The sequence below is a fragment of the Saccharopolyspora sp. NPDC049426 genome, from assembly GCF_040676935.1.
GTDB lineage: Bacteria > Actinomycetota > Actinomycetes > Mycobacteriales > Pseudonocardiaceae > Saccharopolyspora.
On record NZ_JBFAPZ010000004.1, the window covers coordinates 294,004 to 320,839 of the forward strand.

Below are 26,836 nucleotides of genomic sequence, written 5' to 3' on the forward strand. Positions count from 1 at the left end.
ACCGCTCACCCCACCGCGCTCAACCACAACGACCCCACGGCCAACCCCAGGAAGACCACAGCAGGACCGACCGTGCGCACCGTCCCGGCCCGCACGTGCACCACCACCGCACCCACGAAGAACAACACCAACCCACCCGCAGCCAGCACACCGACGACCGCAACACCCAGCAACCCCACGACCAACCCCACCGCACCCGCCGCCTTCACCACCCCGAGCACCGGCAACCACCCCACCGGCACCCCGTTGGCCACGGCATTGCCCACCACGTACCGATGCCCGGAAAAATCCACCGCCGCGCTCAACGCGCTGGCCACAGCCGTCACCACCACCACGACCACGTACGCCACACCCATCAGCCCGCTCCCTTCCACGTTCGTCCTGCCCCCATGACGCGCGAGACAAGATGAACGTGACCACCGGCGGCTAGATCAAGTCACCGGCCAGCGCACGCCCGACCTCGATCGGCCCCGGCCGGCCCCCACCGGACTGCGCGCACAGCACCACGTGATCAGCCCCCGCCTCAAGATGGGCCCGCACACCAGCGAGCACGACCTCGGCGTCACCACCGCTGGACACGGCATCGACAAGACGATCGCTGAACCCATCGAGGTCATCCTCACCGAACCCCATGCGGCGCATGTTCGCCGCATAACCGGTCACCTCCGAACCCACCAGAAAACCCAGCGGCCCCCGCAACGCCTCCCGAGCCCGGGACCGGTCCTCATCCAGCGCCACCAACTGGCAGACCACCAGCACAGCCTCCGGCCCCAAGCGCGCACGCGCCCGAGCGGTGTACTCCGGCGTGACCAACATCGTGATCGCACCCGCCGCACCCTCACGAGCCAGATCCAGCTTGCGCGGACCCAACGCCGCCAGCAGCCGCCGCGACACGGGAATCCGACCGTCCAACCCCTCCAGGACCTCCCGCGTCGCCGACACCGGACGCGCCTGCAACCCGCCGAAACCCGCGAACAACCTCCCCGGCGCCTCAGCCTCCACCCGCCCGAACAACTCGGCCACCTCCTCGGCGCCGAACCGGTCCAGCGGGATGATCCCCGGCGCCACCGCGACCTCCCGCGTCGCACGCACCAACCCCGCGAGCGGATCGAGGCTCTCCAACTGCCCACCCAACACCCACACAGCGCTGTAACCCAGCTCCTCGGCTTCCACCGCCTGCCGCAGGTAATCACCACCCCCATCGACGTCCAACGCCAAACCGAACCGGCCCAAACCCCGCTCACCACTCACCTGAAACTCCCTCCGCCGTCATCGAAGCCACGCTAAAACCTCGACAAAACTCGAAGTCAACGCCCACAGCCGACACCACGGCGAAACCCACCAGCCGGCCTCAACCCCCTGAACGACCGGTGAACCCCACGCGAACCACCGTCAATCAGCCGGAAGGACTATTGCCCTGCTTCCAACGGCACGACCAAGGTGATCACCGCACCTCGCCGACCAGCACGATGGGGGAGAACCACCATGCCGTTGAACTCCTACGGCGTGCTCAGCGCACGCGTCATCGACATCCGCCGCGAAACCGGCGACACCCCGCACTACCAAATCCACCTCGTCGACAACGACGACCGCCACTACCGCGCCACGGTCAACGTCGAATCCAGCCAACAGCCCTCAGACCTGCTCTACTTCGCCGCCGACAACTTCCAGCACCCGCTGACCGCCGCACTCCCACCCGCAGGCTCAGGCTGGAACAAACTCGCCTCCCAACCCGGCGGCGCCGCACTGGACTACCTGCGCGCCAACATCGTCACCCGCGAGCAGATGCGGCCCGTCCCACCCGACGCCGAAGGCCCCAACAACGACCTCGCCGACTTCCTCGACCACTACGTCCGCCGCGCCCAGCACGACCCCACCGCCACCGCCTACCTCCACGGCGAACCCTGGGGACCCGAAGACACCCCCGACAAGGTCTTCGGCTTCCAACCCGGCAACGGCGTCCACAACATCCACATGAACCAGGGCAACAGCCAGCAGTACCGAGAAGACGACGGCGTCTGGCAGGACGGCGGAATCCTCCTGCACTTCGCAGGCGAAAACCGCTGGGTCGCGGTCTTCCTCGCCTTCCAGACCCAGTCCTGGCACACCGACGACGAAACCGGCCACGCCCTGCCCGCCCCCGAAGACACCGAAACCGCCCCGATCCGCGTCGTGGCCGCCATGGTCAACCCCGTCGGCGGCGGCAGGGAGAACGAAACCATCACCCTGCTCAACACCTCCGACCACACCATCTCCCTGGTCGGCTGGACGCTCGCCGACGCCCAGAAGAACACCATGCCCCTGCCGGTGTCCGACATCGCCGCCGGACAAACCCTGCAGATCCCGGCCACCGACGACTTCCAACTCGGCAACGACGGCGGCCAGATCACCGTCCTGAACCCCCACGGCCTCAAGGTCCACGGCGTCACCTACACCGCCGAACACGCCTCCACCGAAGGCCGCACAGTCCAGTTCTGAGCACCAGCAGGTGGCCGGTCAAGCACCCACCCGACCGGCCACCTGCAACGACCGCGACAAATCCGCCACCTGCTCATCCGCGAGCAGCACCGTCACCTTCTGACCACTGACCAGCGTGAACGTCAACGCACCCGCATCGACCTCCACGCACCCGGCGACCCGCTCCCGCACCAACGAATCCGCCGAACTCTCCACAGCACCCTCGAACAACGGCAGGTTCGCGGCCATCTCCACCACGCACCACGCCGCCGACCACAACGCCTCACGATCCCGGAAATCCGCCCGGCTGCAGGTCAACTCCCGACCCAACCCGGCCGAACCCACCCGCGCCTTCACCCGACCCACACCCGCAACGGTCTCCCAGATCACCAACACCGTCACGTTGTTGGCCAACCGCTTGCGATAGGTCTCCCGCCCCTGCGAACGGGCCAACTCCCAACCATCCACCATCTCGGGCCACGCGTCGTCCACCACGCCCACTCCTCCTACGAACCGGTGCACTCACCGATCCGACGCACCACACCCCAACCCCGTTCCACTCACCTCACGCGATGCACCACGACCCGAACCGCCCCGACTACCGGTTCACGGCCTGCCGCCGGGACTGCGCCGCCAAGGCCACCAGGCCGACCGCCGCGCCCCACACCGCGTTGACCAGCAGCACCATCACCACCCCGATCCCACCGGGAGTGGCCAACGGACCCGCGAGCTCGCCGTCCACGATCGGCGAGAGCACCGCGCTGAGCACCACCGCCAGCACCCCGTACACCAGGCCCGCGCAGGTCAACGTCAACACCGGCCGCTCGCTGCGCCGCCACACCACCACCGCGAGCCACACCGCCGAGATCACCACCGTCACCAGCACCGGGCCCACCGGCCTGCCGAGCACATCCATGCCACCCGTGACGTTCAAGACCGGCCGCACCAGGGCGAAAGCCCCGAGCAGCACGATCAACGGCCACGACACACGAGCGATCCGAGTCCTCATACCGCCACGCTAGAAACCCCGCGACCACCGCGACTCCGGGAAACACCGGAACCCACCCCTGACAAACCACGACAGCCCCTGACCAGCCGGGCGGCCGCGCTGCCACCCACCGCTCGAACCCTCGCCACAGAAACTGAAACATGTTCTACTGGATCGCATGGCGATCAAGCATGACCCGAACGACGAATGCGACGTGCTCGTCATCGGTTCCGGCGGAGGCGCCCTCACCGGCGCCTACACCGCCGCCCGAGAAGGACTCTCGGTCATCGTGACCGAAGCATCCACCCACTTCGGAGGCACCACCGCCTACTCCGGCGGCGGCATGTGGTTCCCCTGCAACGCCGCACTCCAACGCGCAGGCCACCACGACACCCTCGACGACGCCCGCACCTACTTCCACGCCGTCGTCGGCGACCGCACACCCACCGAACTCCAAGACGCCTTCATCAACACCGGCGCACCACTCATCGACTACCTCGAAGCCGACACCGACTTCAAGTTCATGCCCTTCCCGTGGCCCGACTACTTCGGCTCCGCACCCCACGCCAGCGCCACCGGCCGCCACATCATGGCCAAACCCGTCAAAGCCGAAAAACTCGGAGCCCTCCGCGACACCCTCCGCCCACCACTGGGCACCGAACGCGCCGACGAACCCCTCCCGGACGGACTCTTCGGCGGCCAAGCACTGCTCGCACGACTGCTCATCGGCCTGTCCAAACAGCCCCACGCCGACCTGCGCCGCAACGCCGTCTGCGACGAATTAGTCCGCACCCACGGCACCGTCACCGGGGCAGTGGTCACCCAAGACGGCCAGCGCCGCCACATCCACGCCCGCCGAGGCGTCCTCATCGCCGCAGGCGGATTCGAGCACAACGAGCAGATGCGCGCCGACCACGCCGTCCCCGGCAACACGCGCGACGCCATGGGCCCACCCAGCAACCAAGGCCTGGCCACGCTCGCCGGCATCGCCGCCGGAGCCGACACCGACCTCATGTCCGAAGCCTGGTGGTCACCCGGCATCACCCACCCCGACGGCTCCTCGACGTTCTCCCTCTGGTTCACCGCGGGCATCTTCGTCGACGACCACGGCGAACGCTTCGTCAACGAATCCGCCGCCTACGACCGCATCGGCCGACGCATCCTCGCCCGCCTCGCCGACGGCAGCATGAAGCTGCCGTACTGGCTGATCTACGACGACAGGGCAGGGGAGAGGCCACCAGTCCAGTCCACCAGCGTGCCCGTGGGCGATACGCAGGACTACGTCGACGCCGGCCTGTGGCACACCGCCAACACCCTCGACGAACTCGCCACCAAGATCGGCGTCCCCGCCGACAACCTCCACCGCACCGTCGCCCGGTTCAACACCTTCGCCGAAACCGGAACAGACGAGGACTTCGCACGCGGCGACGAACCCTTCGACCGCGCCTTCACCGACGGAGCATCCCCCCTGGTCCCCATCGACAAAGGCCCCTTCCACGCCGCCGCCTTCGGAGTCTCCGACCTCGGCACCAAGGGCGGTCTGCGCACCGACGAACGAGCCCGCGTCCTCGACACCGAAGGCCGCATCATCCCGGGCCTGTACGCAGCGGGGAACTCCATGGCCGCGGTATCCGGAACCACCTACCCCGGCGGCGGAAACCCCATCGGAGCCTGCATGGTCTTCAGCCACCTCGCCGCCCTCGACATGGCGGAGCGCAGGGGAGAGGGATGAGATTTCCGACCACGCAAGGTGATCGGTTGCGCGTCCTAGGCGCGTACCGTTCACCGTATCGCAGCGTACGTACGCCGAACGATTCTTGGCACACCCCTGTTGATCACCATGAGTAGCTAAGTTGTCGATCGCGTCATCCTTTGAGATCGCTCCGCGCCACTCGGCGCGCGGACAGAAGGGACCGATCGATGCCGGAGATCATCACCGACGAGCACACCCACAAGGCCAGGGTCAGCTTGTGGGACAGTCGCGCGGAGACCTTGTGCGGCAAGACCTTCAAGCAGGGCATGTACAAGACGCCGTGGGTCTACGGCGGTACTGACTGCACCGACTGCAAGAAGGCGAAGGCCGCAGGCAAGAAGCTCTGACCGTCAGCACCTCGGTTTGGTGCGCCGATCAACCTCGGTCGGCGCACCAACCACCCGGGGAAGGGTCACCATCGGCCTCCGAACAGTTCACTTAACATAATGTGCATTATCGGCTTTACGGCATGGTGCGAGATGAAGCCGAGAGGGGCTGCTGGATAGTGCTTTTCAGGCTGCGTCAGGCCTGGTGCGCAGGCGCATGGCGACGAGTCTGACGCCCGAGGCGGCGTGGCGGCCCAGCGGGCGGTCGGCGCGAGCGCTTTGGGAGGTTCGGTGGGTGTTGCGCGCAGAGCTCCGAGGCTTGGCACGCGGACTCTGTGGGCGCGGATTGCCCGGCGGGCCGGTGGCGCGTGGCGGTGCCGCTCGGTGACCTGACGAGGGTCAATGGCAAGTCCCCCTTGTTCGCCCGGGCTGGACCCCTTATTGACCACTATTTACGTCACTGTGACGCAATGGGGTTGGTCTGGCTGGACCCTGAGACAGTGGGCCGTGCAGTGCATTTGCTCGTTGTCGATCACCAGGGACGAGCCGGCGAGCCAGAGCCTCCTCGGCGAGGCTTCGAGCTGGTTCGACTCGATCCGCACAGGGCACGTGCGGCCTCGAAGTCCGGCGATGTGCGACCTTGACGGTCGGCCAGTGGTGCTCATCGGGCTTCGATCCCCCGAGGAAGGCCTCGCCGTCTTCCCGTGGCCATCACTCCGATTGATGGATAACGTAGATTATCCACGAATTATTATGATCAACTCGTGAATGTCGTTGCAGTCGAATGGCTTCCACTCGACCTACGGGCGAATCACCCTGGTCCAGCGCCCCCTGGCCTTGACCGGCGCTGCGAACCCGCTCTCCCAGGCGCCCCGCCGTGCCGTTCCCCTCGCCCGCCACCCTTCCGGCCCCTACCCCGACGTCGAACGGCCGAGTCGAACGCGTGAGCGATTCGTTCGTCGGAAGATGGCTCAGGGGCGCCATCGTGCCGCGTACCCGGGCCGGTCCGCGTAGGGCAGACCCAGCAGGGACAGGGTGAGGCATCCGCGTTCGTCCTCCCGCGGGTAGCTGGTGCCGAGGGTGTCGCAGGGGCCTTCTCCGGTGCCGCAGCGGTCGTGCTGGGCGAGCAGGCGGGATTTGAGCTCGCATTCGCGGAATCCGCGCAGCGGGCCGATGAGGCAGCGGTGGGTGGCGTTGCCGGCCTCTTCATCGCTTCTGGCCTGGCTGTGCAGTTCGAGGTCGATGTCGATCTGGCGGCGCAGGAATCTGACGAAGCGGTCCATCGTGTGAGCTCTCCCCTGGTGCCCCGGGCCGGGTCGGGCCTGGTGGTGATCTCGGTCCATAGCGGGGACGTGCGGGGAACCGAGTGATGACGTTGTTGCGGCGCGATTGTTGATTGGTTACTTCTTTGCGAACTCGTGGCGGCTTGTCGCCAGGAATTCCCGTGAATGTGATCGGCTGCGTAGCGTGGCCCACCCCGAGGGCACGCGCCCTGTTTCGTGATCGCTGACCGGATTTCGGGAGTGAAGAGAGATGGCACTACGACAGGTACGAGTGACTCGACGTGCGGTGCTGGCCGGCGGGCTCGCGGTGTCCGCGGTGGGTTTCGCCGGGTTGCCCGCTGGCGCGGCGGTGCGGAGCTCGGCGGCTCCGTCGATCTCCTCGACGTCGGACTGGAACGCGCGGGACGCCTCCGGCTCGATCGAGGTGCTGGACTCCAAGCCGAACAAGATCATCGTGCACCACACGGCGACGCCCAACAGCGACGACACCTCGCAGTCGCACGCCTTCGAGTTATCGAGGCAAATCCAGGACTTCCACATGGACAGCAACGGCTGGTCCGACACCGGCCAGAACTTCACCAACTCGCGCGGCGGGCACCTGATGGAGGGCCGGCACAAGAGCCTCGCCGCGCTGCAGGGCGGTACGCAGCACGTCAAGGGCGCCCACGCCGGTGAGCAGAACTCGGTGGCACTGGGCATCGAGAACGAGGGCACCTACACCGAGGCGTCGGTTCCGGGGTCGCTGTGGGACTCGCTGGTGTCGTTGTGCTCGTACATGGTGTCGCAGTACGGGATCGAGGCCGGCGCGATCTACGGGCACCGGGACTACATGTCCACGGCGTGCCCGGGTGATGAGCTCTACGCGCGGTTGCCGGAGTTGCGGAAGTCGGTGGGTGCGGCGCTGGGCCTGGCGGTGGTGCAGCCGGTGAGCTGGCCGTTGCTGCGTGCGGGTGCGCAGGGTCCGAACGTGACCGCGTTGCAGATGTTGCTGGGTGCTCGGGGCATGTCGGTGCCGGTGGATGGTGTGTTCGGTGAGGCCACGCAGCAGGCGGCGTCGCGGGTGGCGGTGGAGCGAGGTGCGAGCGGTCCGTCGTGCTTCGCTTCGCGGGTGGCCGAGCCGGGGTTGTTCGGTGGTCTGGCGTGGGAGGGCGTGACGCCGGTGCTGGGTGCGGGTGCTGGTGGTGAGGCGGTGCGTGCGGCGCAGGTGTTGTTGACCTCGCGTGGGCATTACGTGCCTGCTGATGGTGCTTTCGGGGATCGGATGGTGTCGGTGGTGCGTGATTTCCAGGTGGCCAGTGGTCTGGCGGCTTCGGGTGTGGTGGATCGGGTGAGCTGGCAGCGGCTGGTGGCGTGAGGTCTTGTTGTCCGCTGGTGGCCCGGGGTGGATCACGTGGGTGGTCCACCCCGGGTTCTTTCATTCGGGGGTGATGCGGAGGGTGCGGATTTCGAAGGGGCGGAGTTTGAGGGGTGTGTCGGGTGGTTGGGGTGCGTGGGTGGGTCGTTCGAGCAGGTCGGTTCGGGTGATGGTGGTTGCGGGGAAGCTGGTGGTCAGGTGGGTGCGGGCTTGGGCGCCGCGGGCTTCGTAGAGGCGGACGATGACGTCGCCGCTGCGGTCGTCGGCGAGTTTGAGGGCTTCGATGATGACGCCTGCGTTGTCGAGGGTGATCAGGGGTGTGACGGGGTGGGTGCCGAGGTGGGTTCGGGTGGGGAGGTTGATGCGGTAGCCCTGGCGGGCGGATTCGGTGATGTCGGTGCCGATGCACAGGGCGTATCGGAGGGTGTGGTGGCCGTGGTCGGTGTCGGGGTCGGGGAATCGGGGTGCGCGCAGCAGGGAGAGGCGGACGGTTGTGGTGGTGGCGCCGTCGTCTCGGGTGTGTCGGGTGACGTCGTGTCCGTAGGTGGAGTCGTTGACGAGGGTGTGTCCGTAGCCGGGTTCGGCGACGTGGATGTAGCGGTGGGCGCAGATTTCGAAGCGGGCGGCGTCCCAGGAGGTGTTGGTGTGGGTGGGGCGCATGACGTGGCCGAATTGGGTTTCGGATGCTGAGCGGTCGGCGTGGACGTCGAGGGGGAAGGTGGCTTTGAGGAGTTTTTCGGATTCGTGCCAGTCGACGTCGGTGGTGATGTCGATGCGCTTCTCCCCTGCCGGGATGGTGAGGGTTTGGGTGATGGTGGAGTTTCCGTGGCTGCGGTGGACGACGACGGTGTGGCCGTCGATGTCGAGGGAGTCGAGTGCGGTGAGGTCGTGGGTGGTGTGGCGGTAGAAGCCGTCGATGTCCCAGGCGTCCCAGTGGTTGGGGTGGTCGGGGTGGATTTGCAGGAGGTTGGCGGGGGCGGCGAGTGCTTCGCGGTCTTCGGTGTGGTCGTGGACGGTGGTGATGAGGCCGTGGTGGTCGATGGTGGCGCGGATGAGGCCGTTGTCGAGGGTGATGGTGCCGTCGGGTTGGCGTTGTGGGGTGGTGGGTGTGGGGGTGGGTGCGGTGGTGGCGCCGAGGGCGGGGATGTCGTCGTGGGTGTGGGGTGCGGCGTTGAAGGTGATGGGGGTGTCGCCGGGGCCGGTGAGGGTTTGTTGGGCTTGGTTGATGAGGGTGTTGAGCTGGTCGGCGATGTCGGTGTAGGTGTTCTCGGCTTCGCGGTGGACCCAGGCGATGGAGGAGCCGGGGAGGATGTCGTGGAATTGGTGGAGGAGGACTTGTTTCCAGAGGGTGTCTAGTTGGTCGTAGGGGTAGTCGGCGCCGGTGTTGAGGGTGGCTGTGGTGCACCAGAGTTCGGCTTCGCGCAGGAGGTGTTCGCTGCGTCGGTTGCCTTGTTTGGTGCGGGCTTGGGAGGTGTAGGTGCCGCGGTGGAGTTCGAGGTAGAGCTCTCCGGTGTAGACGGCGGGTTGGGTGTGGTCGTTCTGGGCGGCGGTGAAGAATTCGGTGGGGGTGTGGAGGTGGACTTGGGGTGAGCCTTCGAGGTTGTGGGTGCGGTGGGCGCGTTCGAGCATGTCGCGGGTGGGGCCTCCCCCGCCGTCGCCGTGGCCGAAGGGCAGGAGTGAGTGGTTGGCGTAGCCGTGTTCGGAGAAGTTGTTCTGGGCGCGGGCGAGTTCGGCGCCGGTGATTTCGGCGTTGTAGGTGTCGGCGGGTGGGAAGTGGGTGAAGATGCGGGTTCCGTCGATGCCTTCCCAGTGGAAGGTGTGGTGGGGGAAGCGGTTGGTTTGGTTCCAGGAGAGTTTTTGGGTGAGGAACCAGGTGTTGCCTGCTTGGTGGATGAGTTGTGGGAGTGCGGCGCTGTAGCCGAAGGAGTCGGGTAGCCAGACTTCGCGGGTTTCGATGCCGAATTCGTCGAGGAAGAAGCGTTTGCCGTGGATGAGTTGGCGTGCGAGGGCTTCGCCGCCGGGCATGTTGGTGTCGGATTCGACCCACATGCCGCCGACGGGGACGAATCCGCCTTGGTCGATGTGGTGGCGGACGCGGTCGTAGAGCTTGGGGTGGTGGGTTTTGATCCAGGCGAGTTGTTGGGCCTGGGACATGGCGAAGTGGAAGTCGTGGTGGTCGAGCAGTGTGGTGACGTTGGCGATGGTGCGGGCGACTTTGCGGATGGTTTCGCGGATGGGCCACAGCCAGGCGGAGTCGATGTGGGCGTGGCCGATGGCGGAGATCTGGTGGGCGCTGGGGTGTGCGGGTGCGGTGAGGGCGTCGGTGAGTTGGTGGCGGGCGGCGGTGGCTGTGGTGGGGATGTCGTGGAGGTCGAGGGTGTCGAGCATGCGTTCGAGGGCGCGGAGGATGTGGTGGCGGCGGGGTGAGTTCTCGGGTAGCTGGCGCATGAGCTGGTCGAGGACTTCGGCGTCGTGGTAGAGGGCGGCGATTTCGGTGTGGCGGATGGCGATGTCTGCTTGGTGGAGTTGGTAGAGGGGTGGGCTGTTGGGGGTGGGTTTGTCGCCGAGGTGGGTGGGTTGGAAGCCGCGGGGTCCGAGGATGTCGGGGTTGGCGGCGGCTTCGACGTAGATGGTGTGGGTGCCGGGGGTGGATGGGAGTGGGAGGTGGGTGTTGAGGGGGTTGATGGCTTTGAGGGGTGTGCCGTCGGGGGTGTAGCAGAGGCCTTCGCATTGGAAGCCGGGGCGTTCGTCGGTGGAGCCGAGGTTGATGAGTGCTTCGACGGTGTGGCCGGCCCAGGTTTCGGGGATGGTGGCGGTGAGGCGGAACCAGGCGGTGCCCCAGGCGGGTCCCCAGGGTTGGCCGATGTGGGTGGGTTGGTAGGTGGCGTTGAGGGCGTGGGTGATGTCGACGGGTTCGCCTGGGGTGTGCCAGACGGCGATGTCCATGGGCTGGGTGTGGGTGTGTTGGGCGGGTTTGATGCGTTGGTGCAGGACGCGGTCGAGGCGTTGTTCGACGATGTGGCGGTCGTCGTGCATGGGGCGGCTCCCTGGCTGGGTGCGTGGGGTGTGGTGGTGATCATGCTGGCACAGGGTGGCGTGGGGTCAGAGGTGAAATGTTTTCGGTGTTGGGTGCGGTTGCCGGTGTTGGGGGGAAGCCGCATGCTCGCGATGTTGGCTTGTCATCGTGTTGTGGAGGGCGGTCTCATGGGGACCTGCGAGGTGTGCGGGAACGAGTACTGGATGAGCTTTGAGGTGCGCACCGTGGGCGGTGGGGTGCACACGTTCGATTCTTTCGAGTGCGCGGCGCAGCGCTTGGCGCCGCAGTGCGAGCACTGCGGGTGCCGGATCTTGGGTCATGGTGTGGAGGCCAGTGGGCGGTTCTTCTGCTGTGCGCATTGTGCGCGGCAGTCGGACGTGGCGGTGGCCGGTGAGTTGCGGGATGCGGTGGGTGCGCATCCGGGCTGATCGCTACGGGGTGTGTTGTGCGGGGTCGCCTGTTCGGGTGTGACTGCCCGCTCATTGTTGTGACCATTCTGTTATGTCACGGTGGAAACACGCGGACGACCTGCGGCGACATTCCGGGTGACGGGGGACGAACTCGGCCGGATCAGTGGGTGCCCGCGCATCCGGGTGTTGACAACGAGCGGGAACACCGTCAACTCCACACACAAATCCCTTCTCTGAACATGGAGGACGCCCTATGGCAAATATGGTTCGCTGGCTGGGCGGGTTTTCGCGGGAGCTCGAACGCGCCCGCGCGAAGATGCGCAACCCCCGCTCGCAGGCCCACGTGCGGTTTCCGCGCGGATGAGGACCTGGTAGCGCACAACCGAAAATGACTTCACGTCTGCCGTGTTCCCGTTTCCCCGGGGGCACGGCAGACGTCGTTTCGCCGGGGCGGTGCGAGGATGGGCGGGAGCGGTCAGGGGGCGTGGGTGTGTCGCGGAATGAGGTGATCGGTCGTCTGCGGGCGGCGGGGTGCGTGTTCGCCGAGGACGAGGCGGCGCTGCTGCTGGGCGAGGCCGGTGAGGATCCGGTGCGGTTGGAGCGGATGCTCGCCGCTCGGGTGTCGGGTTTCCCGTTGGAGCAGGTGCTGGGGTGGGCGTGGTTCCGCGGTGTGCGGATCGCGGTGGCGCCAGGGGTGTTCGTGCCCCGGCGTCGCACCGAGCACCTCGTCGAGCTCGCCGTGGAGGGTCTCGGCGCGGGGGCTGTGGTGGTGGACGTGTGCTGCGGTTCGGGTGCGGTGGCCGCCGCGGTGCGCGCCGAGCGCCCGGACGCGGTGGTGTGGGCGTGCGATGTCGACGAGCGGGCGACGGTCTGCGCGGAGCTGAACCTGCCTGGCGGGCACGTGGTGACGGGCGATCTGTTCGCCCCTCTCCCCTGCGCGTTGGCGGGGCGGGTGCGGGTGATCACGGCCAACGCGCCCTACGTTCCCAGCGATGCGGTGGCGTTGATGCCTCCGGAGGCTCGCGACCACGAACCCCGCACCGCGCTGGATGGTGGGTCCGATGGCCTGTTGGTGCAGGCGCGGGTGATCGCCCAGGCACCGGAGTGGCTGGCGCCGGGCGGTGTGCTGCTGGTGGAGACCTCCCGGGAGCAGGCCGAGCGCACCGCGGGTCTCATGGGCGCGGCCGGTCTGGCGGCGCGGGTGTCGCGCTGCGACGAGCTCGACGCCACGGTCGTGTCCGGCCGCTGGGGTTAGCGGTATGTGGTCCGCCAGGTCCCTGGTTCGTGGCGGGGCCTCGGTTGCCGGGGACGAGGGTTCACGCGGGCCGATGCGCGTGGCGGTGCGCGGTGTGCGCACCCAGCTCCGGCCGAGCCGCGCGACTACCGGCCGGGCGGGGCGGTACTGAAATCATCGCGGCCGCTGCCCCGGGTTCCGGGGCAGCGGCCGCGGGGTGATCGCGAGCTGGGGTTCTCGTCGTTCAGCTCAGGGCTTTGCGGTGCTTGGCCGCGAGGTTGAGGTACTGCTCGACGGAGAGCTTCAGGGCGGCTTGTTCGTCGTCGGTGAGCTCGCGGCGGACCTTGCCGGGGGTTCCGGCGACCAGGGAGCCGGGCGGGATGTCGGTGCCTTCGAGCACGACGGCTCCGGCAGCGACCAGGGAGCCGGCGCCGATGCGGGCGCCGTTGAGCACGACCGAGCCCATGCCGATGAGGCTGCCGGTTTCCACGGTGCAGCCGTGCAGGACGGCGCGGTGGCCGACGGTGACCTCGGGGTGGATGTCGGCGGGGAATCCCGGGTCGGCGTGGATGACGCTGCCGTCCTGGATGTTGGTGGCCTCGCCGATGGTGATGGTCTCCTGGTCGCCGCGCAGCACCGAGCCGTACCAGATGCTGGCGCGGGGGCCGATGGTGACGCGGCCGATGAGGCTGGTGCCGGGGGCGATGAAGGCGCCGGGGTCGATCTCGGGGGTGATGTCGTCGACGGTCACGGTCAGCGGGTCGTTCAACATGATTCCTTTCAGCTGGTGCGCTGCTGGGCCAGCCAGGCCAGCGCGACGTCGGTGTGTCCGTCCACTGTGTCCTCGATGCCGTCGAGGAAGCTGCGGTCGCCGTGGGTGGCCAGTTCGTCGAGGACGGCCTGGGGGTCACCGGTGTCGATGATCTCCAGCAGGTGGGTGTGGCGGGCGACGTCGCCGTCGAGGGTTTCGTGCTCCTCGCGGGCGCGGCGGTTAAGCGCCATGGACAGCATCAGCTGGAGTTGCAGGGAGCGGTAGGCCTCTTCGAGGCGGGCGTGTCCGGACAGGCCGACCACGGAGACGTGGAACTCGAAGGAGCGCTCGAGGTAGGCGGGCCGGTCGTCGGCGTGTGCGGCGTCGGTCATGGCCTGCAGGGCCTGCTGGCAGCGGGCGCGGCGGGCGGGGTCGGTGACCGGCACGCCCAGGCGGATGGCCAGGCGTTCGAATTCGGCGCGCAGGGTGCAGATCTCGTAGATGTCGTGCAGCGTCAGCGGGGTGACGATCACGCCCTTGCGGGGCACTTGGCGGACGAGGCCTTCGCGTTCCAGGACGCGCAGGGCTTCGCGCAGGGGCGGCCGGGAGATGCCGAGCTGACCGGTGAGCCGGTTCTCCACGATGCGCTGCCCGCACAGCAGGTCGCCGCCGACGATCATGCGGCGCAGGGTGGCTGCGGCGAGTTCGACGAGGCTGGGTGGCCCGACGATGTGCGGGGCGCTGGTGGTGTTGTCCGCGGATCCGGTCACGAGTCTCCTTCGGTGCTCGGCGTGATCCTATTGCCTCGGGTGGAGCAACCTGGTCCGCCGAGCTTGTCAGCCACGATCTGCCTGCTGTAGACAAAAGTCAGGTGATGCCGATCACGGTAGTCGCCGTGTCGCCCGGCGTGGTGGGAGGCGTGGATTGAGTACCCGATCAGAGTCAGCTCCGCTGGCTGGTGTGCGCGTGGTGGAGATCGGTGCGTTCATGGCAGCGCCCTACGCGGCGATGCAGCTGGCCGATCTCGGTGCCGACGTGGTGAAGGTGGAGAACCCGGCGGGCGGTGATCCGGTGCGTCAGACCGGGCCGTTCCTGCAGGAGCACTCCTCCCCTTTCGTCCGGCTCAACCGCAACAAGCGTTCGCTGGCGGTGGATCTGAAGACCGACGCGGGCAGGAACGTGCTCGACAGGCTCCTGGCCGGCGCTGATGTGCTCATCGAGAACCTGCGTCCCGGCGCGCTGGAGGCGCTGGGGTTCGGGCCCGAGGTGGTGCGGGAGCGCTTCCCGCGGCTGGTCTACGTCGCGGTGTCCGGGTGGGGCCAGGACGGGCCGTTGGCGTCGCAGCCGGGCCTGGACATCATGGCCCAGGCCCGCGCCGGGCTGATGAGCATCACCGGTGAGGAAGGCGGTGCCCCGGTCAAGGTCGGGGTGCCGGTGTGCGACCTGGTGTGCGGGCTGTACGCGGCGATGAGCGCGATGGCGGGTTTGCGGGCCCGCGAGCACACCGGGCGCGGTCAGGTCGCCGACGTGTCGTTGTTCGAAGCCGGTGCGTCGCTGGCGGTGTGGGAGGCCGGGACGTTCTTCGCCACCGGCGACAGCGGCCGCAAGCACGGTTCGGCGCATCAGAACAGCGCCCCGTACCAGGCGGTGCGCAGCAAGGACGGGTGGGTGACGGTCGGGGCCACGACCGCGAAGACCTGGCCTGCGTTCTGCCGTGCACTGGGGCTGGCCGAGCTGCTCGACGATGAGCGCTACGGCTCCTCCTACGACCGCTACCACCACCGCGACGAGCTGATCGCCGCGATCGAGCGGGAGACGACGCGGTGGACCACCGCCGGGATCGTGGAGGCGCTGGTGGACGCCGGGGTTCCCTGCGCCCCGATCGCCGAGACCGCGCAGGTGTTCACCGATGAGCACCTCACCGGGCGGGGGTTCTTCTGGGACGCGCCGCATCCGCAGCTGGGTGCGGTGCGCCAGATCGGCTCGCCCATGCGGCTGTCCGAAACCCCGACGCAGCGGCGCTCGGCGGGCCCGGTGCTGGGTGAGCACACCGGTGAGGTCCTCGCCGAGCTGGGCGTGGGCGAGGACGAGATCGCCGACTTGGCGCAGGCGGGAGTCATCGCCGAGCCCTGAGGATTGTTGTCGCGGCGCGAGCTCAAGGAGGAGCGATGCGTGCGTTATCCCTGATCATGGCGGTGGCCGCGGTGGCGGGTGTCTGCGCCGGGTGCGGTGGCGGGTCCGGCTCGGAGGACGCGGCGGGCGCGGATCGGCCGGTGGGTCCGGTGACGATGGTGGTGCCCTTCGCCGCCGGGGGTGGCAGCGACATCGCCGGGCGTGCGGTGGCCGACGGGCTGGTGTCGGTCACCCCGGGCTTGAACATCAGCGTGGACAACCGCGAGGGCGGGCAGGGTGCGGTCGGCTACTCCTACCTGCTGGGCAAGACCGGTTCTCCGCAGTACCTGCTGGCCACCGAGACCTCGCTGCTGTCGCTGCCGGCGTCGGTGGAGGTGGCGTTCTCGCACCGCTCGTTCACCCCGATCATGAAGGTCGGTGAGGACTTCACGCTGCTGGTGGCCCGCCCCGACTCCCCCATCACCAGTTGCGCCGATGCCGTCGAGCAGGCCCGGCACCGCCGGGTCCTGGCGGCGATCTCCGGCGCGATGGGGCCGGACGCGGTGGTGTTCTCCCAGATCCGCGAGAAGACCGGCGCCGATCTCGACACCGTGCCCTACGAGGGTGGTGGGGAGTCGATGGCGGCGGTGCTGGGCGGTCAGGTGGAGTTGGCGTCGCTGAACCCCAGCGAGGTGATCGGTCAGCTGCGCGCCGGGGAGCTCAAGGCGCTGTGCGTGTTCGCCGACCAGCGCTACACCTATCCCGAACTCGCCGGCATCCCCACCTCGGTGGAGCAGGGGGTGGGGGTGGTCTTCGCGCAGTTTCGCGGGGTGATCGCCCCGGGTGAGCTCCACCCGCAGGCGCGGGAGTTCTGGGTGGGGGCGGCGCGGCGCTTCGCCGAGTCCCCCGCCTACCGCGAGTACGTGGCCTCGGAGTTCCTGCAGGCGCGGCCTGCCTTCGGCGCCGAGTTCGGGGCGTATCTGGCCGGGGCGCAGGGCGAGTTGGAGCAGGTGGTGAGCCGATGAGCACGGTGGGTGGACAGGTGTGGTGGGCGGCCGGGCTGGTGGTGCTGGGCGCGGGTTTCGCGTTGTCCGCCCCGGTCTACGGGGTGTTCGGCGACGAGGGCCGGATCGGTCCGGGTTTCGTGCCGATGGTCGCCGGTGGGCTGCTGGCGGTGCTGGCCGCGGTGTTGCTGCGCCGCCAGTTGTCCCAGCCGGTCACGGCCGACGAGTCCGGTGAGACGGGGTCGGGCACCGATGATTTCGGGCGCACGGCCGGGCAGCGGGCGTGGATCCTGCGGCGGGTGTTCGTGCTGCTGCCGGTGACCGTGCTGGCGGTGCCGGTGGTGGGCATGGTGTGCGCGTTCGGCGGGCTGGTGCTGGTGATCTCCACCTGGCTGGAAGGCCGGCGTCTGCTTCCGGCGGTGGCGTTCTCGGTGGCCGCCGCCGGTGGGGTGTGGGTGATCTTCGCGGTGCTGCTGGCGGTGCCGCTGCCGACCGGGATCTTCGGGTTCTAGAAAGGGAGGGGGTGGGCCGGGGTGTGGGAGAACCTGCTGCTGGGTGTGTCGACGGCGTTGACGCCGACGAACCTGCTGTGGTGCTTCGCCGGGGTCGTGCTGGGCACCGTGATCGGGCTGCTGCCCGGGATGGGGTCGGCGACCGGGGTGGCGATCCTGATTCCGCTGACGCTGACCGTGGAGCCGGTCACCGCGCTGATCCTGCTGGCCGGGATCTACTACGGCGCCCAGTACGGCGGGACGATCACCTCGGTGCTGCTGTCGACACCGGGCGAGGCCGCCAGCGTGGTGACCACGTTGGACGGATATCAGATGGCGCGGCAGGGCCGGGCTGGTGCGGCGCTGGCGATCGCGGCGATCGGCTCGTTCGCCGCGGCGATCCTCTCGCTGATCCTGCTGGCCGCGCTGGCGCCGCCGATCGCGCAGGTCGCGCTGCGGTTCGGGCCGCCGGAGAACCTCGCGGTGATGGTGCTGGCGCTGGTGACCATGGTGGTGCTGTCCACCGGGTCGACGCTGCGCGCGGCGGCCATGGCCTGCGTGGGGGTGCTCATCGCGTGCGTGGGCATCGATGCCGGCACCGGTCAGGCGCGCTACACCTTCGGCAGCGTCAACCTCCTGTCGGGCATCCCCTACGTGGAGGTCGTCATCGGGTTGTTCGCCGTCGGTGAGGTGCTGCACCAGATCCGGGCCGGTGGGGCGCGGCCGATCAGGGCGGGTTTCCGGGATCTGGTGATCCGCCGGTCCGACATCCGCGATTCGGCCGGGGCGATCGGGCGCGGCAGCCTCATCGGTTTCGCCCTGGGCACCCTGCCCGGCGCCGGATCGACCCTGGCGTCGTTCCTGGCCTACGGGTTGGAGAAGCGGGTCTCGCGCAACCGGGCGAACTTCGGCCACGGCGCCATCCAGGGCGTGGCCGCGCCGGAGAGCGCCAACAACGCCGCCGCCAACGCCAACTTCATCCCCACCCTGACCCTGGGCATCCCCGGCGGTGCCACCACCGCGGTGCTGCTGGGTGCGCTGACCGTCTACGGCATCCAGCCCGGGCCGCTGCTGTTCACCGAGCAGCCCGAACTCGTGTGGGGCCTGCTGGTGTCGTTCTTCATCGGCAACGTCATCCTGCTGGTGCTCAACCTGCCCCTGGCGCCGGTGTTCGCGCAGCTGCTGCGGGTGCCCTACGGGTTCCTCTACCCGCTAATCCTGGTGACCAGCTTCGTCGGCGCGTTCGCCATCGACAAGAACTTCTTCTCCGTCGTGCTCGTGCTGATCTTCGGGTTCGTCGGCTACGGCATGAAACGCCTCGACCTGCCGATGGCGCCGCTGGTGGTGGGCGTGGTCATCGGCGCTCTGCTGGAGAAGGCGCTCGTGCAGTCCTCGGCGATCTTCGACGGCAACATGTGGTTGCTGGCCACCCAGCCCATCTGCGTGGTGATCCTGCTGATCGCCGCCGCCATGCTCACCGCACCACTGCTGGCCCGCCGCCGCGCGGGAAGGAAGGAACACGCCGATGTCCGATGAACTGCTGGTGGCCGCCGACGGACCCGTGCTGCGGGTGACCTTCAACCGCCCCGCCCAGCGCAACGCCATGAGCTGGAGCATGTACGACGGGCTGGTGGCCGCCATCGAGCGCGCCGAAACCGACCCCGACATCCGGGTGATGGTGCTGCGCGGCGCCGGTCAGGAGGCGTTCGTGGCCGGCACCGACATCGCCCAGTTCGCCGAGTTCACCAGCGGCGAGGACGGGGTGGCCTACGAGCAGCGCATGGAGGAGGTCTTCGGGCGCCTGGAGGCCGCCAGCGTGCCCACGGTGGCGGCGATCTCCGGCTACTGCGTCGGCGCGGGCATCGCCCTGGCCGCCGCCTGCGACCTGCGGGTGGCGACCACCACCGGCCGCTTCGGGGTGCCGGTGGCGCGCACCCTGGGCAACTGCCTGGCCATGAACACCTACTCCATGCTCGTGTTCCACCTCGGCCCCTCCCGCGCCAAGGACATGCTGCTGCGCGCCCGCATGTTCACCGCCCAGGAAGCTCACGAGGCCGGGTTCGTCACCGAGCTGTGCGACATCGATGAGCTCGACGCGGTCGTGGAGACCATGACCTCCCGGCTGGTGCAGCACGCGCCGCTGACCATGTGGGCCAGCAAGGAGGCGGTGCGCCGGTTGCGGCTGGCGAACATGCCCGACGGGGACGACCTCGTGCGCACCGTGTTCGGCAGCGCCGACTTCCGCAGCGGTGTGCGGGCGTTCCTGGACAAGACCCCGCACACCTGGAGCGGCCACTAGGAATTGTTGAGGAACTGCGTTGCACAGCGGTGCGGGTGGCAAAACCTGAGTGCGAGCTGAGTCCCACACCTGACGCAGCGGCTTGCGCCGCATTCCTCACAGCTCCTAGAGCTCGGCGGCCTCCTGCGCGGTGATCTCGGTGAGGGTCTCGCCCAGCTGCAACCAGCGGGTCGGGTTGATCTCGCGCAGGAACGCCATGTCGTGACCGGCCACGATCAGCGCACCCTGGAAGGCGCGCAGCGCGGCGGCCAGGTGCGCGCTGCTGTCGAGGTCGAGGTTGTTGGTGGGTTCGTCGAGCATGAGCAGCTGCGGCGCCGGTTCGGCCAGCAGCACCGCCGCCAGGCTCGCCCGCAGCACTTCCCCACCGGAGAGGGTGCCAGCCGGTTGGTCGGCGCGGGCACCGGTGAACAGCAGCCGCGCCAGCTGCGCGCGCACCTGGTTGTCGGTCAGCGCCGGGGCGGCCTGGGCGAGGTTGGCGGCCACGCTCAGGCCCGGGTCGAGGACGTCGAGTCGCTGCGGCACGAGCCGGGCGGTCACCGGAACCCGCACCTGGCCCGACTGCGGTGCGGCGGTTCCGGCCAGCAGCCGCAGCAGGGTGGTCTTGCCGGTGCCGTTGCCGCCCAGCAGCGCGATGCGCTGCGGCCCGTGCACGTCCAGATCCAGCAGCGCCCCGGTGTGCGGCAGCACCACCTCCCGCAGCCGCGCCACGTCCCGGCCGGCGGGCACGCGGGTGGCGGGCAGTTCCAGGCGGATCTGATCATCGCTGCGCAGCGCCTGTTCGGCGTGGCGGCGTTTCTCGCGGGCGGCCTGCAGGCGTTCCTGCTGGATCCCGGTGAGCTTGCCCGCGGATTCCTGCGCGGCGCGTTGCCGGGCACCGGCGAGGATCTTGGGCATGTTCTCCGCGGATTTGGCGCCGTTGCGTTTGCGGCGGGCCAGCTTGGTCTGGGTTTCGGCCAGTTCCCGCTGCTGGCGGCGTTCGTCGGCCTCGGCGGCGCGCAGGTCGCGTTCGGCGGCGGCCTGCGCGGTGGCCACGGCCTGCTCGTAGGCCGAGTACCCGCCGCCGTGGAAGGTGATCTCGCCCGCGCGCAGTTCGGCGATGCGGTCGACGTCGTCGAGCAGTTCGCGGTCGTGGGAGACCACGATCAGCACGCCGTGGCGCCAGCCGCGCACCGCTTCCCGCAGCCGGTGGCGGGCGGCCCGGTCGAGGTTGTTGGTGGGTTCGTCCAGCAGCAGCACCTCGGGGCGGGCCAGCAGCAGCGCGGCCAGGTGCAGCAGCACGGTCTGGCCGCCGGAGAGCTCGGCGACGCGGCGATCCAGGGTGAGCCCGTCGAGTCCGAGCGTGGCCAGCAGGGCGTGGGCGCGTTGTTCGACGTCCCAGTCCTGCCCGATGGTGTCCAGGTGCTGCTGGGTGACCTCACCGGATTCGACCGCGGCCAGCGCCCGCAGCGTGCCGTCGATGCCGAGGGCTTCGTCGACGCGCACGTCGAGATGGCTGGTGATGGTCTGCGGCAGGTAGGCGGGCGTGCCCGGCACGCTGAGGACCCCGGAGGTGGGGGTCAGCGCGCCGGTCAGCAGGCGCAGCAGCGTGGACTTGCCGCTGCCGTTGCCGCCGATGAGCCCGGTGACGCCGGTGGGGAAACCGGCGGTGACACCGGAGAACACCGGCGTCCCATCGGGCCAGGTGAACGACATCTCGGTGCAGGTCACCGAAGCGGGGGTGGGTGTGGACATGGAGGATCTCGCCTTCGCCGGGCAACGGGTGGGATGCATGTGCGGCGAGCACCACGCGGCGATGATCCATCAGGGCAGCCACCAGCGGGTGTCCCGGTCATCGAGGTCGCTTCCACGCCCACCGGCAACGACAACCCCACGGTGGGGGTTGGTGCGGGTGTTCTCGCGTGGTGATCGCGGACCTCAGATGAGCAACAGGCACCTCTCTCGCCGGCGGCAGGACGACGGCGATGCTACCCGCACCCCGGGGCGTGGCGCGCGCGAATTTCTCAGCACATCTGCGCCAGGGCGCACACCGTCTTCCAGTTCCGGCACGTCACCGGGGTGCCCAGGTGGCGTTGCAGGTGCGCGGTGGTCAGCTTCGAGCGGCCCACGCCGTCGGGATAGTGCAGGAACACCTCCCCGTCGGCGGCGCGCGCGGATTCACCACCGGGCAGCGGCATGGCCGCCACGTGGGGGGTTTGCACCGGGTGCAGCGGGAAGGCGACCTGCAGCTTCGTGTGCTCCACTCCGGGCGCGGCGAAAGGATGACCGGCGGCGGCCACGGCTCGCAGGTGCTCGCCGGTGCGGACCATCACCTCGGTGACCAGGCCCTCGGCGGCCAGCTTCTCCCGCAACGCCGCGGCCACCTGCTCGGCGTCGGCGGGTGCGGTGAACACCGCGTTGCCGCTCTGCAGGTAGGTGCGGGGCTGCTGCCAGCCCAGCTCGCCGATCATCTCCCGCAACCGGGCCATCGGCAGCCGCGCGTGCGATCCGAGGTTGACCGCGCGCAGCAGCGCCACGAAGGTGCTCACCCGGGAAATCCTGCCACCGTTCCCCGACACCGCCTACTGGCGCGCCAGTGCCAGCGCGTCGTCGACGGTCGGAGCTTGTTCGAACAGTGCCGACAGGCCGGTCAGCTCCAGCAACCTGCTCACCCGCCCACCTCCGGGCACCACCAGCAGCCGCGCTTCGCGGCGGCCCGCGGCGTTGTAGGCCAGCATCAGCAGCTCCAGCACCGCGCTGGAGGCGAACCCGACCTGTTCCAGGTCCACGATCGCGGTGTGCAGGCGGGCGGCGGTCAGGCGTTGGCGCACGATCTCGGTGACGCGCGGCAGGCTGGCCATGTCGATCTCGCCGGCGACGCTGACCACCACCACGCCTCGTTCGGGCCACTGCACGCGTACGCGTAACGCCGAACGCGACGCACCGCGGCCTCGGCCGGGTTCGGCGTCGCCGGCGGTGCGGGGCGCGATGATGCCGCCCGAGCCGTGGGATGCCTGTGCGGGCAAAGATCTGGAGACGATCACGCTACCCCCTTCGTGCTGGACGGGCCGGTGCTGCCCACTCGCGCGCGCCGCGTCAAAACCGCCTGTGCGCTGGGACGATCACCGACCAGCTGGAGCGGCGACGACCGGGCGAAACCGCACCACCCACGGTAGGAGCCGCCGGCACCCCGCAACAAGCACTGCCACTTTCGTGTGAAATTCGGGGTGTGTCAGCGCAAGGCGGCGTCCAGGAAACCGGCGATGAGCGCCCACGTCGCCGGAGCCTGACCCGCCACCGAACCCCCGGCGGCGTGCCGCACCCGCCGCGGCGTGAAATCACGCGCCTCATCGAGGTAGTCGTGCTCGTGCACCCGCCCGCTCATCTCGTAGAGCGTCGCCGGCACCCCCGCGCGCTCCAAGGCCGCCAGCAGCAGCTCGCTCTGGTGGAAGGGCACCAGCGGATCGGCCGTGCCGTGCAGGATCAGCCACGGCGGGCCACCCCGGCGCACCCACCGCGACGGATCGGCCTCGGCGACCCGGCCGGGCACCGTCTGGATCTCCGCGCCGATCAACCGCGACTCCGGCGAGACGGCATCGTCATGACCGCGACTGCCACCGGTGATCTGGTTGAACCGCTCCAGCGCCCCCTCGGGCATGTGCCCGTCCATCAGCAGGAAATCCGTCGGCCCGTACAGGTCCACCACCGCCTGCACCTCGCTGGAGACCGACGTCGGACCGAGATCACCCTCCAACGCCACCACACCCGCGGTGGCACCCAGCATGCTGGCCAGCCACCCGCCCGAGGAATTGCCCATCACCGCGATGCGATCAGCGTCCAGGCCGTAGCGGGCGGCGTGGGCGCGCACCCAGCGCACCGCCGCCTTGCCGTCGTGCACCTGCGCCGGGAAGCGGGCCTGCCCGCTGGAACGCACCGCCACCGCCGCCACCGCGTAGCCGCGCCCGCACAACGCCCGCGCGACCCGCTCACCGCCGGTGTTGCCGTTGTCGGCCAGCCACGCCGAACCGGCCGACCACACCACCACCGGGCACGGGCCGGTGGCCTCCGCCGGCAGGTACAGGTCCATGCGGTGGGCGTTGCCGACCCGGGGCGCGTAGCTGAGATCCCGCATCACCACGTACGGCTGCCCGCTGCCCCGCACCCGCCACCACCTCCACGCCGGAAACGATCAAGAACCCACCCTGTCAAGATCGAACCCGTCTGGGAAGACGATCACCCGAACGCACCCGACCTTTGGGCGGGAAGTGGCGAGTTCTCGCCGGGCGCGGCATGCCTTCCCCCGGCCACCGGCCGCCACACCTGGCCCACCGACAACCGCAACTCCCCGTCGACGGCGTCCACGGTGATCTCATCGCCGGCCACGGCCTCACCGCCCAGCACCATCCGCGCCAGCCGGTTGTCCAGCTCCCGGGAGATCACCCGCCGCAACGGGCGGGCACCGAACTCCGGCTGGTGACCGCGCTCGACCAGCCAGTCCACACCCGCATCCGTGACCGACAACCGCATCCCCTTGTCGGCCAGCTGCACCCGGGTGCGCTCCAGCAGCAGACCACCGATGCGGCGCAGCTGCTCGATGCCCAGCGGCCGGAACACCACGACGTCGTCGATGCGGTTGATGAACTCCGGGCGGAAGAAACCCCGCAGCTCCTCCAGCACCACCACCGCCGAGGCCGCCGCATCACCACCCGAATCCAGGATCCGATCGGCCCCCAGGTTGGAGGTCATGATCACCACCACGTTGCGGAAATCCACCAACCGGCCCTGCGAATCGGTCAACCGCCCCGCATCCAGCACCTGCAGCAACGTGTTGAACACATCCGGATGCGCCTTCTCGACCTCGTCGAGCAGCACCACCGAGTACGGCTGGCGCCGCACCCGGTCGGTCAACTGCCCCGACTCCCCGTAGCCCACGTAACCGGGCGGGGCACCGATCAGCCGCGACACCGAGTGCTTCTCCTGGAACTCCCCCATGTCCAGCCGCAACAACCGGCCGGCATCCCCGAACAGCGCCTGCGCCAGAGCGCGAGCCAGCTCGGTCTTGCCCACACCCGTGGGACCCAGGAACAAGAAGTTGCCGATCGGCCGCTCCGGGTCGGCCAAACCCACCCGGGCCCGCCGCACCGCCTCGGCCACCGCCGCCACCGCCGCGTCCTGACCGACGACCTTGGCCTGCAGCTGCTCCTCCAGGCCCAGCAGCCGCGCGACGTCCTCGGCGCTGACATCGGCCACCGGGATCCCGGTGCGCGTGGCCACCACATCGGCGACGTCGTCGGCGACCACCGTCGGCTCGAACACCGCCGCCGAGCGCACCTGCCCGCCGCGGCGCAACCGCACCCGGCTGCACGCCTGATCCAGCAGGTCCACCGCCTTGTCCGGCAGGAACCGGTCGGCGATGTAGCGCTGGGACAGCTCCGCGGCGGCGGTGAGCGCGGCCTCGTCGATGCGCACCCGGTGATGGCGCTGGTACCGCTCCCGCAAACCCCGCAGCACCACCACGGTCTCGGCCACGCTGGGCTCGTCGACCATGATCGGCGCGAAACGCCGCTCCAGCGCCGGATCCTTCTCGATGTGCTTGCGGTACTCCTCGACCGTGGTGGCACCCAGCAGCCGCACCTCGCCGCGCGCCAGCGCGGGCTTGAGCATCGTGCCCGCGTCCATCGACCCCTCACCGGCGCCGGCACCGACGATGCTGTGCAGCTCGTCGATGAACACCAGCACCGAGTCGCGGTTGGCGCGGATCTCGGTGAGCACGTCGCGAAACCGCGACTCGAACTCCCCCCGGTACTTCGCCCCGGCCACCATGCCCGCCAGATCCAGCGACACCACCCGCAGCTCCGCCAACGACCACGGCACCTCACCGGCCACGATCCGCCGCGCCAAACCCTCCACGATCGCGGTCTTGCCCACGCCCGGATCACCCACGAACACCGGGTTGTTCTTCGAACGCCTGCCCAGCACCTCGATGGCCTGCTCGATCACCGCGTCCCGGCCCACCACCGGATCCAGCTTGCCCGCCCGCGCCAGCTCGGTGAGATCCATCCCGAACTCGTCCAGCCGCGGCGTCAAGCTCAGCACGCTGCGACCGCCACCGCCCTCACCGAGCTCGATGGCACGCGCCAGCGCACGCCCGGCCACCGAATCGGCGTCGGCGGCCAACCCCAGCACCACGTGCCGCGCCCCGACCACGTCCGCGCCTTCGGCCAACGCCTGCCGGTAGGCACCCAGCAGCGCGCGACGCGCCGTCGAGGACAGCACCGGCGAGCCCTGCAACAGCGGTTCCTGCACGGCGATCACCGCCGAGCGCACCGCCTCGGCGAGCTCACCCACCCGCACGCCCGAGGACCGCAGCAGCTCGGCGGTCGCCGGAACCTGGGTGACCGCCCACAACAGGTGCGAGCTGTCCAACTCGGGAGAACCCCAGTCCACGGTGGCCCGCACCGCCTTGGACACCACCTCGTGCGCCTGCTCGTCGAGCAGCGCGCTCAGCGCCGCCGACTGCGCGGCCGCCTCACCCGAACCGGCGAGCACGTCGCGAAACAGCGAATCGAAGGCGGCAGAGGAGTCTCCGGCACTGCCGCGATCCAACCGGGCCACCTCCACACACGACGAGCATCGCCCGCCCACCCGAAAACCCGGATGCGGCAGGCGATGTCGAACCTCAGCGGACGAGCACCGACCCCCGCGATACCGGAGGCTCGACCGGTGAACACCTCACCGGGATGCCGCCGCCACCCTCGGTGCCGCTCGCAAAACCCCTGCGCACGACCCCCACTCGCGCCTGGAAACCCGGCGCCACCGCGCATGATCATTGTGGCACGAGGAATCCGGCGACCCGGGCCCGGGTGCGCGGCGGCTCAGCTGGCGCGCTGTTGTGCCTGCTCTATGGCGTCGGCCAACCGCGACAGCTCCTTGCCGATGTGCGACAGGCGCTCGGACATCACGCTGGCGTGCCCCGACAGCGGCCCCACGTGACCGGCCGCGCGCAGCCACTCGGTGACCCCCGACAGGCCACCGGACATGCCCTCCACGGTCAGCGAGAAACCGCGCATGACCTTCTCGATCTCCTCGACGCTGTGCGCCACACCCGGATCGCGCAGCCGCTCGCCCAGCGCCACGGTCGCCTCGCCGACCTGACGAGCGACCTCCGAGGAATAACCCGACTCGGCCCCCGCCTCCTCACCGCGTCTGCCCGAGCGACGCGACGGCGGGCCGTGCTTACCCGCCTGTGACGACGAGTGGTCGGAATGTCCAGCGGCAGTCATAGCGAACCAATCAACCCGAATCCAGTACCAACTCCACCCCGACCACCACGCGCCCGAGCCCTCCGGCACCTGTCGGCC

Annotated in this window: 25 protein-coding genes; 11 read left to right on the plus strand and 14 right to left on the minus strand. The window is 69.3% G+C overall.

All coding sequences use genetic code 11. The features are described from left to right. Positions 1-5: 5 nt before the first annotated feature. Complete coding sequence (locus AB0J78_RS10365; RefSeq protein WP_363788461.1) at positions 6-356, minus strand: DoxX family protein; 351 nt, start codon at positions 354-356, stop codon at positions 6-8. Between the two features lie 70 nt (positions 357-426). Continuing rightward, the gene (locus AB0J78_RS10370) at positions 427-1,251 is read right to left on the minus strand and encodes a TIGR03620 family F420-dependent LLM class oxidoreductase (RefSeq protein ID WP_363788463.1); all 825 of its coding nucleotides are present in this window, start codon (positions 1,249-1,251) and stop codon (positions 427-429) included. Between the two features lie 234 nt (positions 1,252-1,485). Here AB0J78_RS10370 and AB0J78_RS10375 point away from each other — a divergent pair, with 234 nt between their 5' ends. Then, on the plus strand, positions 1,486-2,478 hold the full coding sequence (locus AB0J78_RS10375; RefSeq protein WP_363788464.1) for a DUF2278 family protein: 993 nt from the start codon (positions 1,486-1,488) through the stop codon (positions 2,476-2,478). Between the two features lie 18 nt (positions 2,479-2,496). On the opposite strand, the gene AB0J78_RS10380 is transcribed toward AB0J78_RS10375, so the two are convergent. Both AB0J78_RS10380 and AB0J78_RS10385 read right to left on the minus strand, forming a co-directional pair. Further along, complete coding sequence (locus tag AB0J78_RS10380; protein WP_363788466.1) at positions 2,497-2,952, minus strand: hypothetical protein; 456 nt, start codon at positions 2,950-2,952, stop codon at positions 2,497-2,499. Between the two features lie 103 nt (positions 2,953-3,055). Then, entirely contained in the window at positions 3,056-3,466 is a 411-nt protein-coding gene (locus AB0J78_RS10385; RefSeq protein WP_363788468.1) for a hypothetical protein, read from the minus strand. 157 nt (positions 3,467-3,623) lie between these two features. On the opposite strand from AB0J78_RS10385, the gene AB0J78_RS10390 reads away from it, so the two are divergent. Beyond that, on the plus strand, positions 3,624-5,177 hold the full coding sequence (locus AB0J78_RS10390; protein ID WP_363788470.1) for an FAD-binding protein: 1,554 nt from the start codon (positions 3,624-3,626) through the stop codon (positions 5,175-5,177). Positions 5,178-5,365: 188 nt separating this feature from the next. Beyond that, positions 5,366-5,545, plus strand: a complete 180-nt coding sequence (locus tag AB0J78_RS10395; RefSeq protein WP_363788472.1) for a hypothetical protein — start codon at positions 5,366-5,368, stop codon at positions 5,543-5,545. Positions 5,546-6,495: 950 nt separating this feature from the next. Here AB0J78_RS10395 and AB0J78_RS10400 read toward each other — a convergent pair. After that, positions 6,496-6,807 (minus strand): DUF6221 family protein, encoded by a 312-nt coding sequence (locus tag AB0J78_RS10400; protein ID WP_363788473.1) that lies wholly within the window; start codon positions 6,805-6,807, stop codon positions 6,496-6,498. A 271-nt stretch (positions 6,808-7,078) separates the two neighbouring features. Between AB0J78_RS10400 and AB0J78_RS10405 the strand changes: the two genes are divergently transcribed. Further along, positions 7,079-8,161, plus strand: coding sequence for an N-acetylmuramoyl-L-alanine amidase (locus AB0J78_RS10405; RefSeq protein ID WP_363788474.1), 1,083 nt, complete (start codon positions 7,079-7,081; stop codon positions 8,159-8,161). Between the two features lie 60 nt (positions 8,162-8,221). Here AB0J78_RS10405 and AB0J78_RS10410 read toward each other — a convergent pair whose 3' ends face one another. Next, complete coding sequence (locus tag AB0J78_RS10410; protein ID WP_363788476.1) at positions 8,222-11,197, minus strand: glycoside hydrolase family 38 C-terminal domain-containing protein; 2,976 nt, start codon at positions 11,195-11,197, stop codon at positions 8,222-8,224. 168 nt (positions 11,198-11,365) lie between these two features. Between AB0J78_RS10410 and AB0J78_RS10415 the strand changes: the two genes are divergently transcribed. Both AB0J78_RS10415 and AB0J78_RS10420 read left to right on the plus strand, forming a co-directional pair. Next, positions 11,366-11,626: a Prokaryotic metallothionein gene (locus AB0J78_RS10415; protein WP_281454328.1), complete on the plus strand. Its 261-nt coding sequence runs from the start codon at positions 11,366-11,368 to the stop codon at positions 11,624-11,626. 472 nt (positions 11,627-12,098) lie between these two features. Further along, entirely contained in the window at positions 12,099-12,863 is a 765-nt protein-coding gene (locus AB0J78_RS10420; RefSeq protein ID WP_363788478.1) for a putative protein N(5)-glutamine methyltransferase, read from the plus strand. A 223-nt stretch (positions 12,864-13,086) separates the two neighbouring features. Here the strand turns inward: AB0J78_RS10420 and AB0J78_RS10425 are convergent, their stop codons facing one another. Continuing rightward, the gene (locus AB0J78_RS10425) at positions 13,087-13,614 is read right to left on the minus strand and encodes a gamma carbonic anhydrase family protein (protein WP_363788479.1); all 528 of its coding nucleotides are present in this window, start codon (positions 13,612-13,614) and stop codon (positions 13,087-13,089) included. Between the two features lie 8 nt (positions 13,615-13,622). Next, the gene (locus AB0J78_RS10430) at positions 13,623-14,363 is read right to left on the minus strand and encodes a GntR family transcriptional regulator (RefSeq protein WP_363788480.1); all 741 of its coding nucleotides are present in this window, start codon (positions 14,361-14,363) and stop codon (positions 13,623-13,625) included. Positions 14,364-14,553: 190 nt separating this feature from the next. Here AB0J78_RS10430 and AB0J78_RS10435 point away from each other — a divergent pair, with 190 nt between their 5' ends. From AB0J78_RS10435 to AB0J78_RS10455, 5 genes are read left to right on the plus strand one after another with little or no spacing between them, the layout of a single operon-like run. Further along, complete coding sequence (locus AB0J78_RS10435) at positions 14,554-15,726, plus strand: CoA transferase (protein ID WP_363788481.1); 1,173 nt, start codon at positions 14,554-14,556, stop codon at positions 15,724-15,726. Between the two features lie 35 nt (positions 15,727-15,761). Next, positions 15,762-16,730, plus strand: a complete 969-nt coding sequence (locus tag AB0J78_RS10440) for a tripartite tricarboxylate transporter substrate binding protein (RefSeq protein WP_363788483.1) — start codon at positions 15,762-15,764, stop codon at positions 16,728-16,730. Then, positions 16,727-17,221 carry a tripartite tricarboxylate transporter TctB family protein gene (locus AB0J78_RS10445; protein WP_363788484.1) on the plus strand — a complete coding sequence of 165 codons (495 nt, stop codon included), beginning with the start codon at positions 16,727-16,729 and terminating at the stop codon, positions 17,219-17,221. Before AB0J78_RS10440 ends, AB0J78_RS10445 begins: the two co-directional genes overlap by 4 nt. A 21-nt stretch (positions 17,222-17,242) precedes the next feature. After that, a complete protein-coding gene (locus tag AB0J78_RS10450) occupies positions 17,243-18,736 on the plus strand; it encodes a tripartite tricarboxylate transporter permease (protein WP_363788486.1) in 1,494 nt (497 codons plus the stop codon). After that, entirely contained in the window at positions 18,726-19,499 is a 774-nt protein-coding gene (locus tag AB0J78_RS10455; protein WP_363788488.1) for an enoyl-CoA hydratase/isomerase family protein, read from the plus strand. Before AB0J78_RS10450 ends, AB0J78_RS10455 begins: the two co-directional genes overlap by 11 nt. Positions 19,500-19,604: 105 nt before the next feature. On the opposite strand, the gene AB0J78_RS10460 is transcribed toward AB0J78_RS10455, so the two are convergent. The 6 genes from AB0J78_RS10460 to AB0J78_RS10485 all read right to left on the minus strand — a co-directional run bounded on the left by AB0J78_RS10460 (position 19,605) and on the right by AB0J78_RS10485 (position 26,758). After that, entirely contained in the window at positions 19,605-21,230 is a 1,626-nt protein-coding gene (locus AB0J78_RS10460; RefSeq protein WP_363788489.1) for an ATP-binding cassette domain-containing protein, read from the minus strand. A gap of 269 nt (positions 21,231-21,499) precedes the next feature. Then, on the minus strand, positions 21,500-22,024 hold the full coding sequence (locus AB0J78_RS10465; RefSeq protein ID WP_363788490.1) for a DUF1697 domain-containing protein: 525 nt from the start codon (positions 22,022-22,024) through the stop codon (positions 21,500-21,502). Between the two features lie 33 nt (positions 22,025-22,057). After that, positions 22,058-22,501, minus strand: coding sequence for an STAS domain-containing protein (locus AB0J78_RS10470; protein ID WP_363788491.1), 444 nt, complete (start codon positions 22,499-22,501; stop codon positions 22,058-22,060). Positions 22,502-22,707: 206 nt separating this feature from the next. Then, positions 22,708-23,637, minus strand: a complete 930-nt coding sequence (locus AB0J78_RS10475; RefSeq protein WP_363788492.1) for an alpha/beta hydrolase — start codon at positions 23,635-23,637, stop codon at positions 22,708-22,710. Between the two features lie 71 nt (positions 23,638-23,708). Further along, the gene (locus tag AB0J78_RS10480; protein WP_363788495.1) at positions 23,709-26,090 is read right to left on the minus strand and encodes an ATP-dependent Clp protease ATP-binding subunit; all 2,382 of its coding nucleotides are present in this window, start codon (positions 26,088-26,090) and stop codon (positions 23,709-23,711) included. A gap of 260 nt (positions 26,091-26,350) precedes the next feature. Continuing rightward, positions 26,351-26,758, minus strand: a complete 408-nt coding sequence (locus AB0J78_RS10485) for a hypothetical protein (protein ID WP_132679497.1) — start codon at positions 26,756-26,758, stop codon at positions 26,351-26,353. Positions 26,759-26,836: the final 78 nt, after the last annotated feature.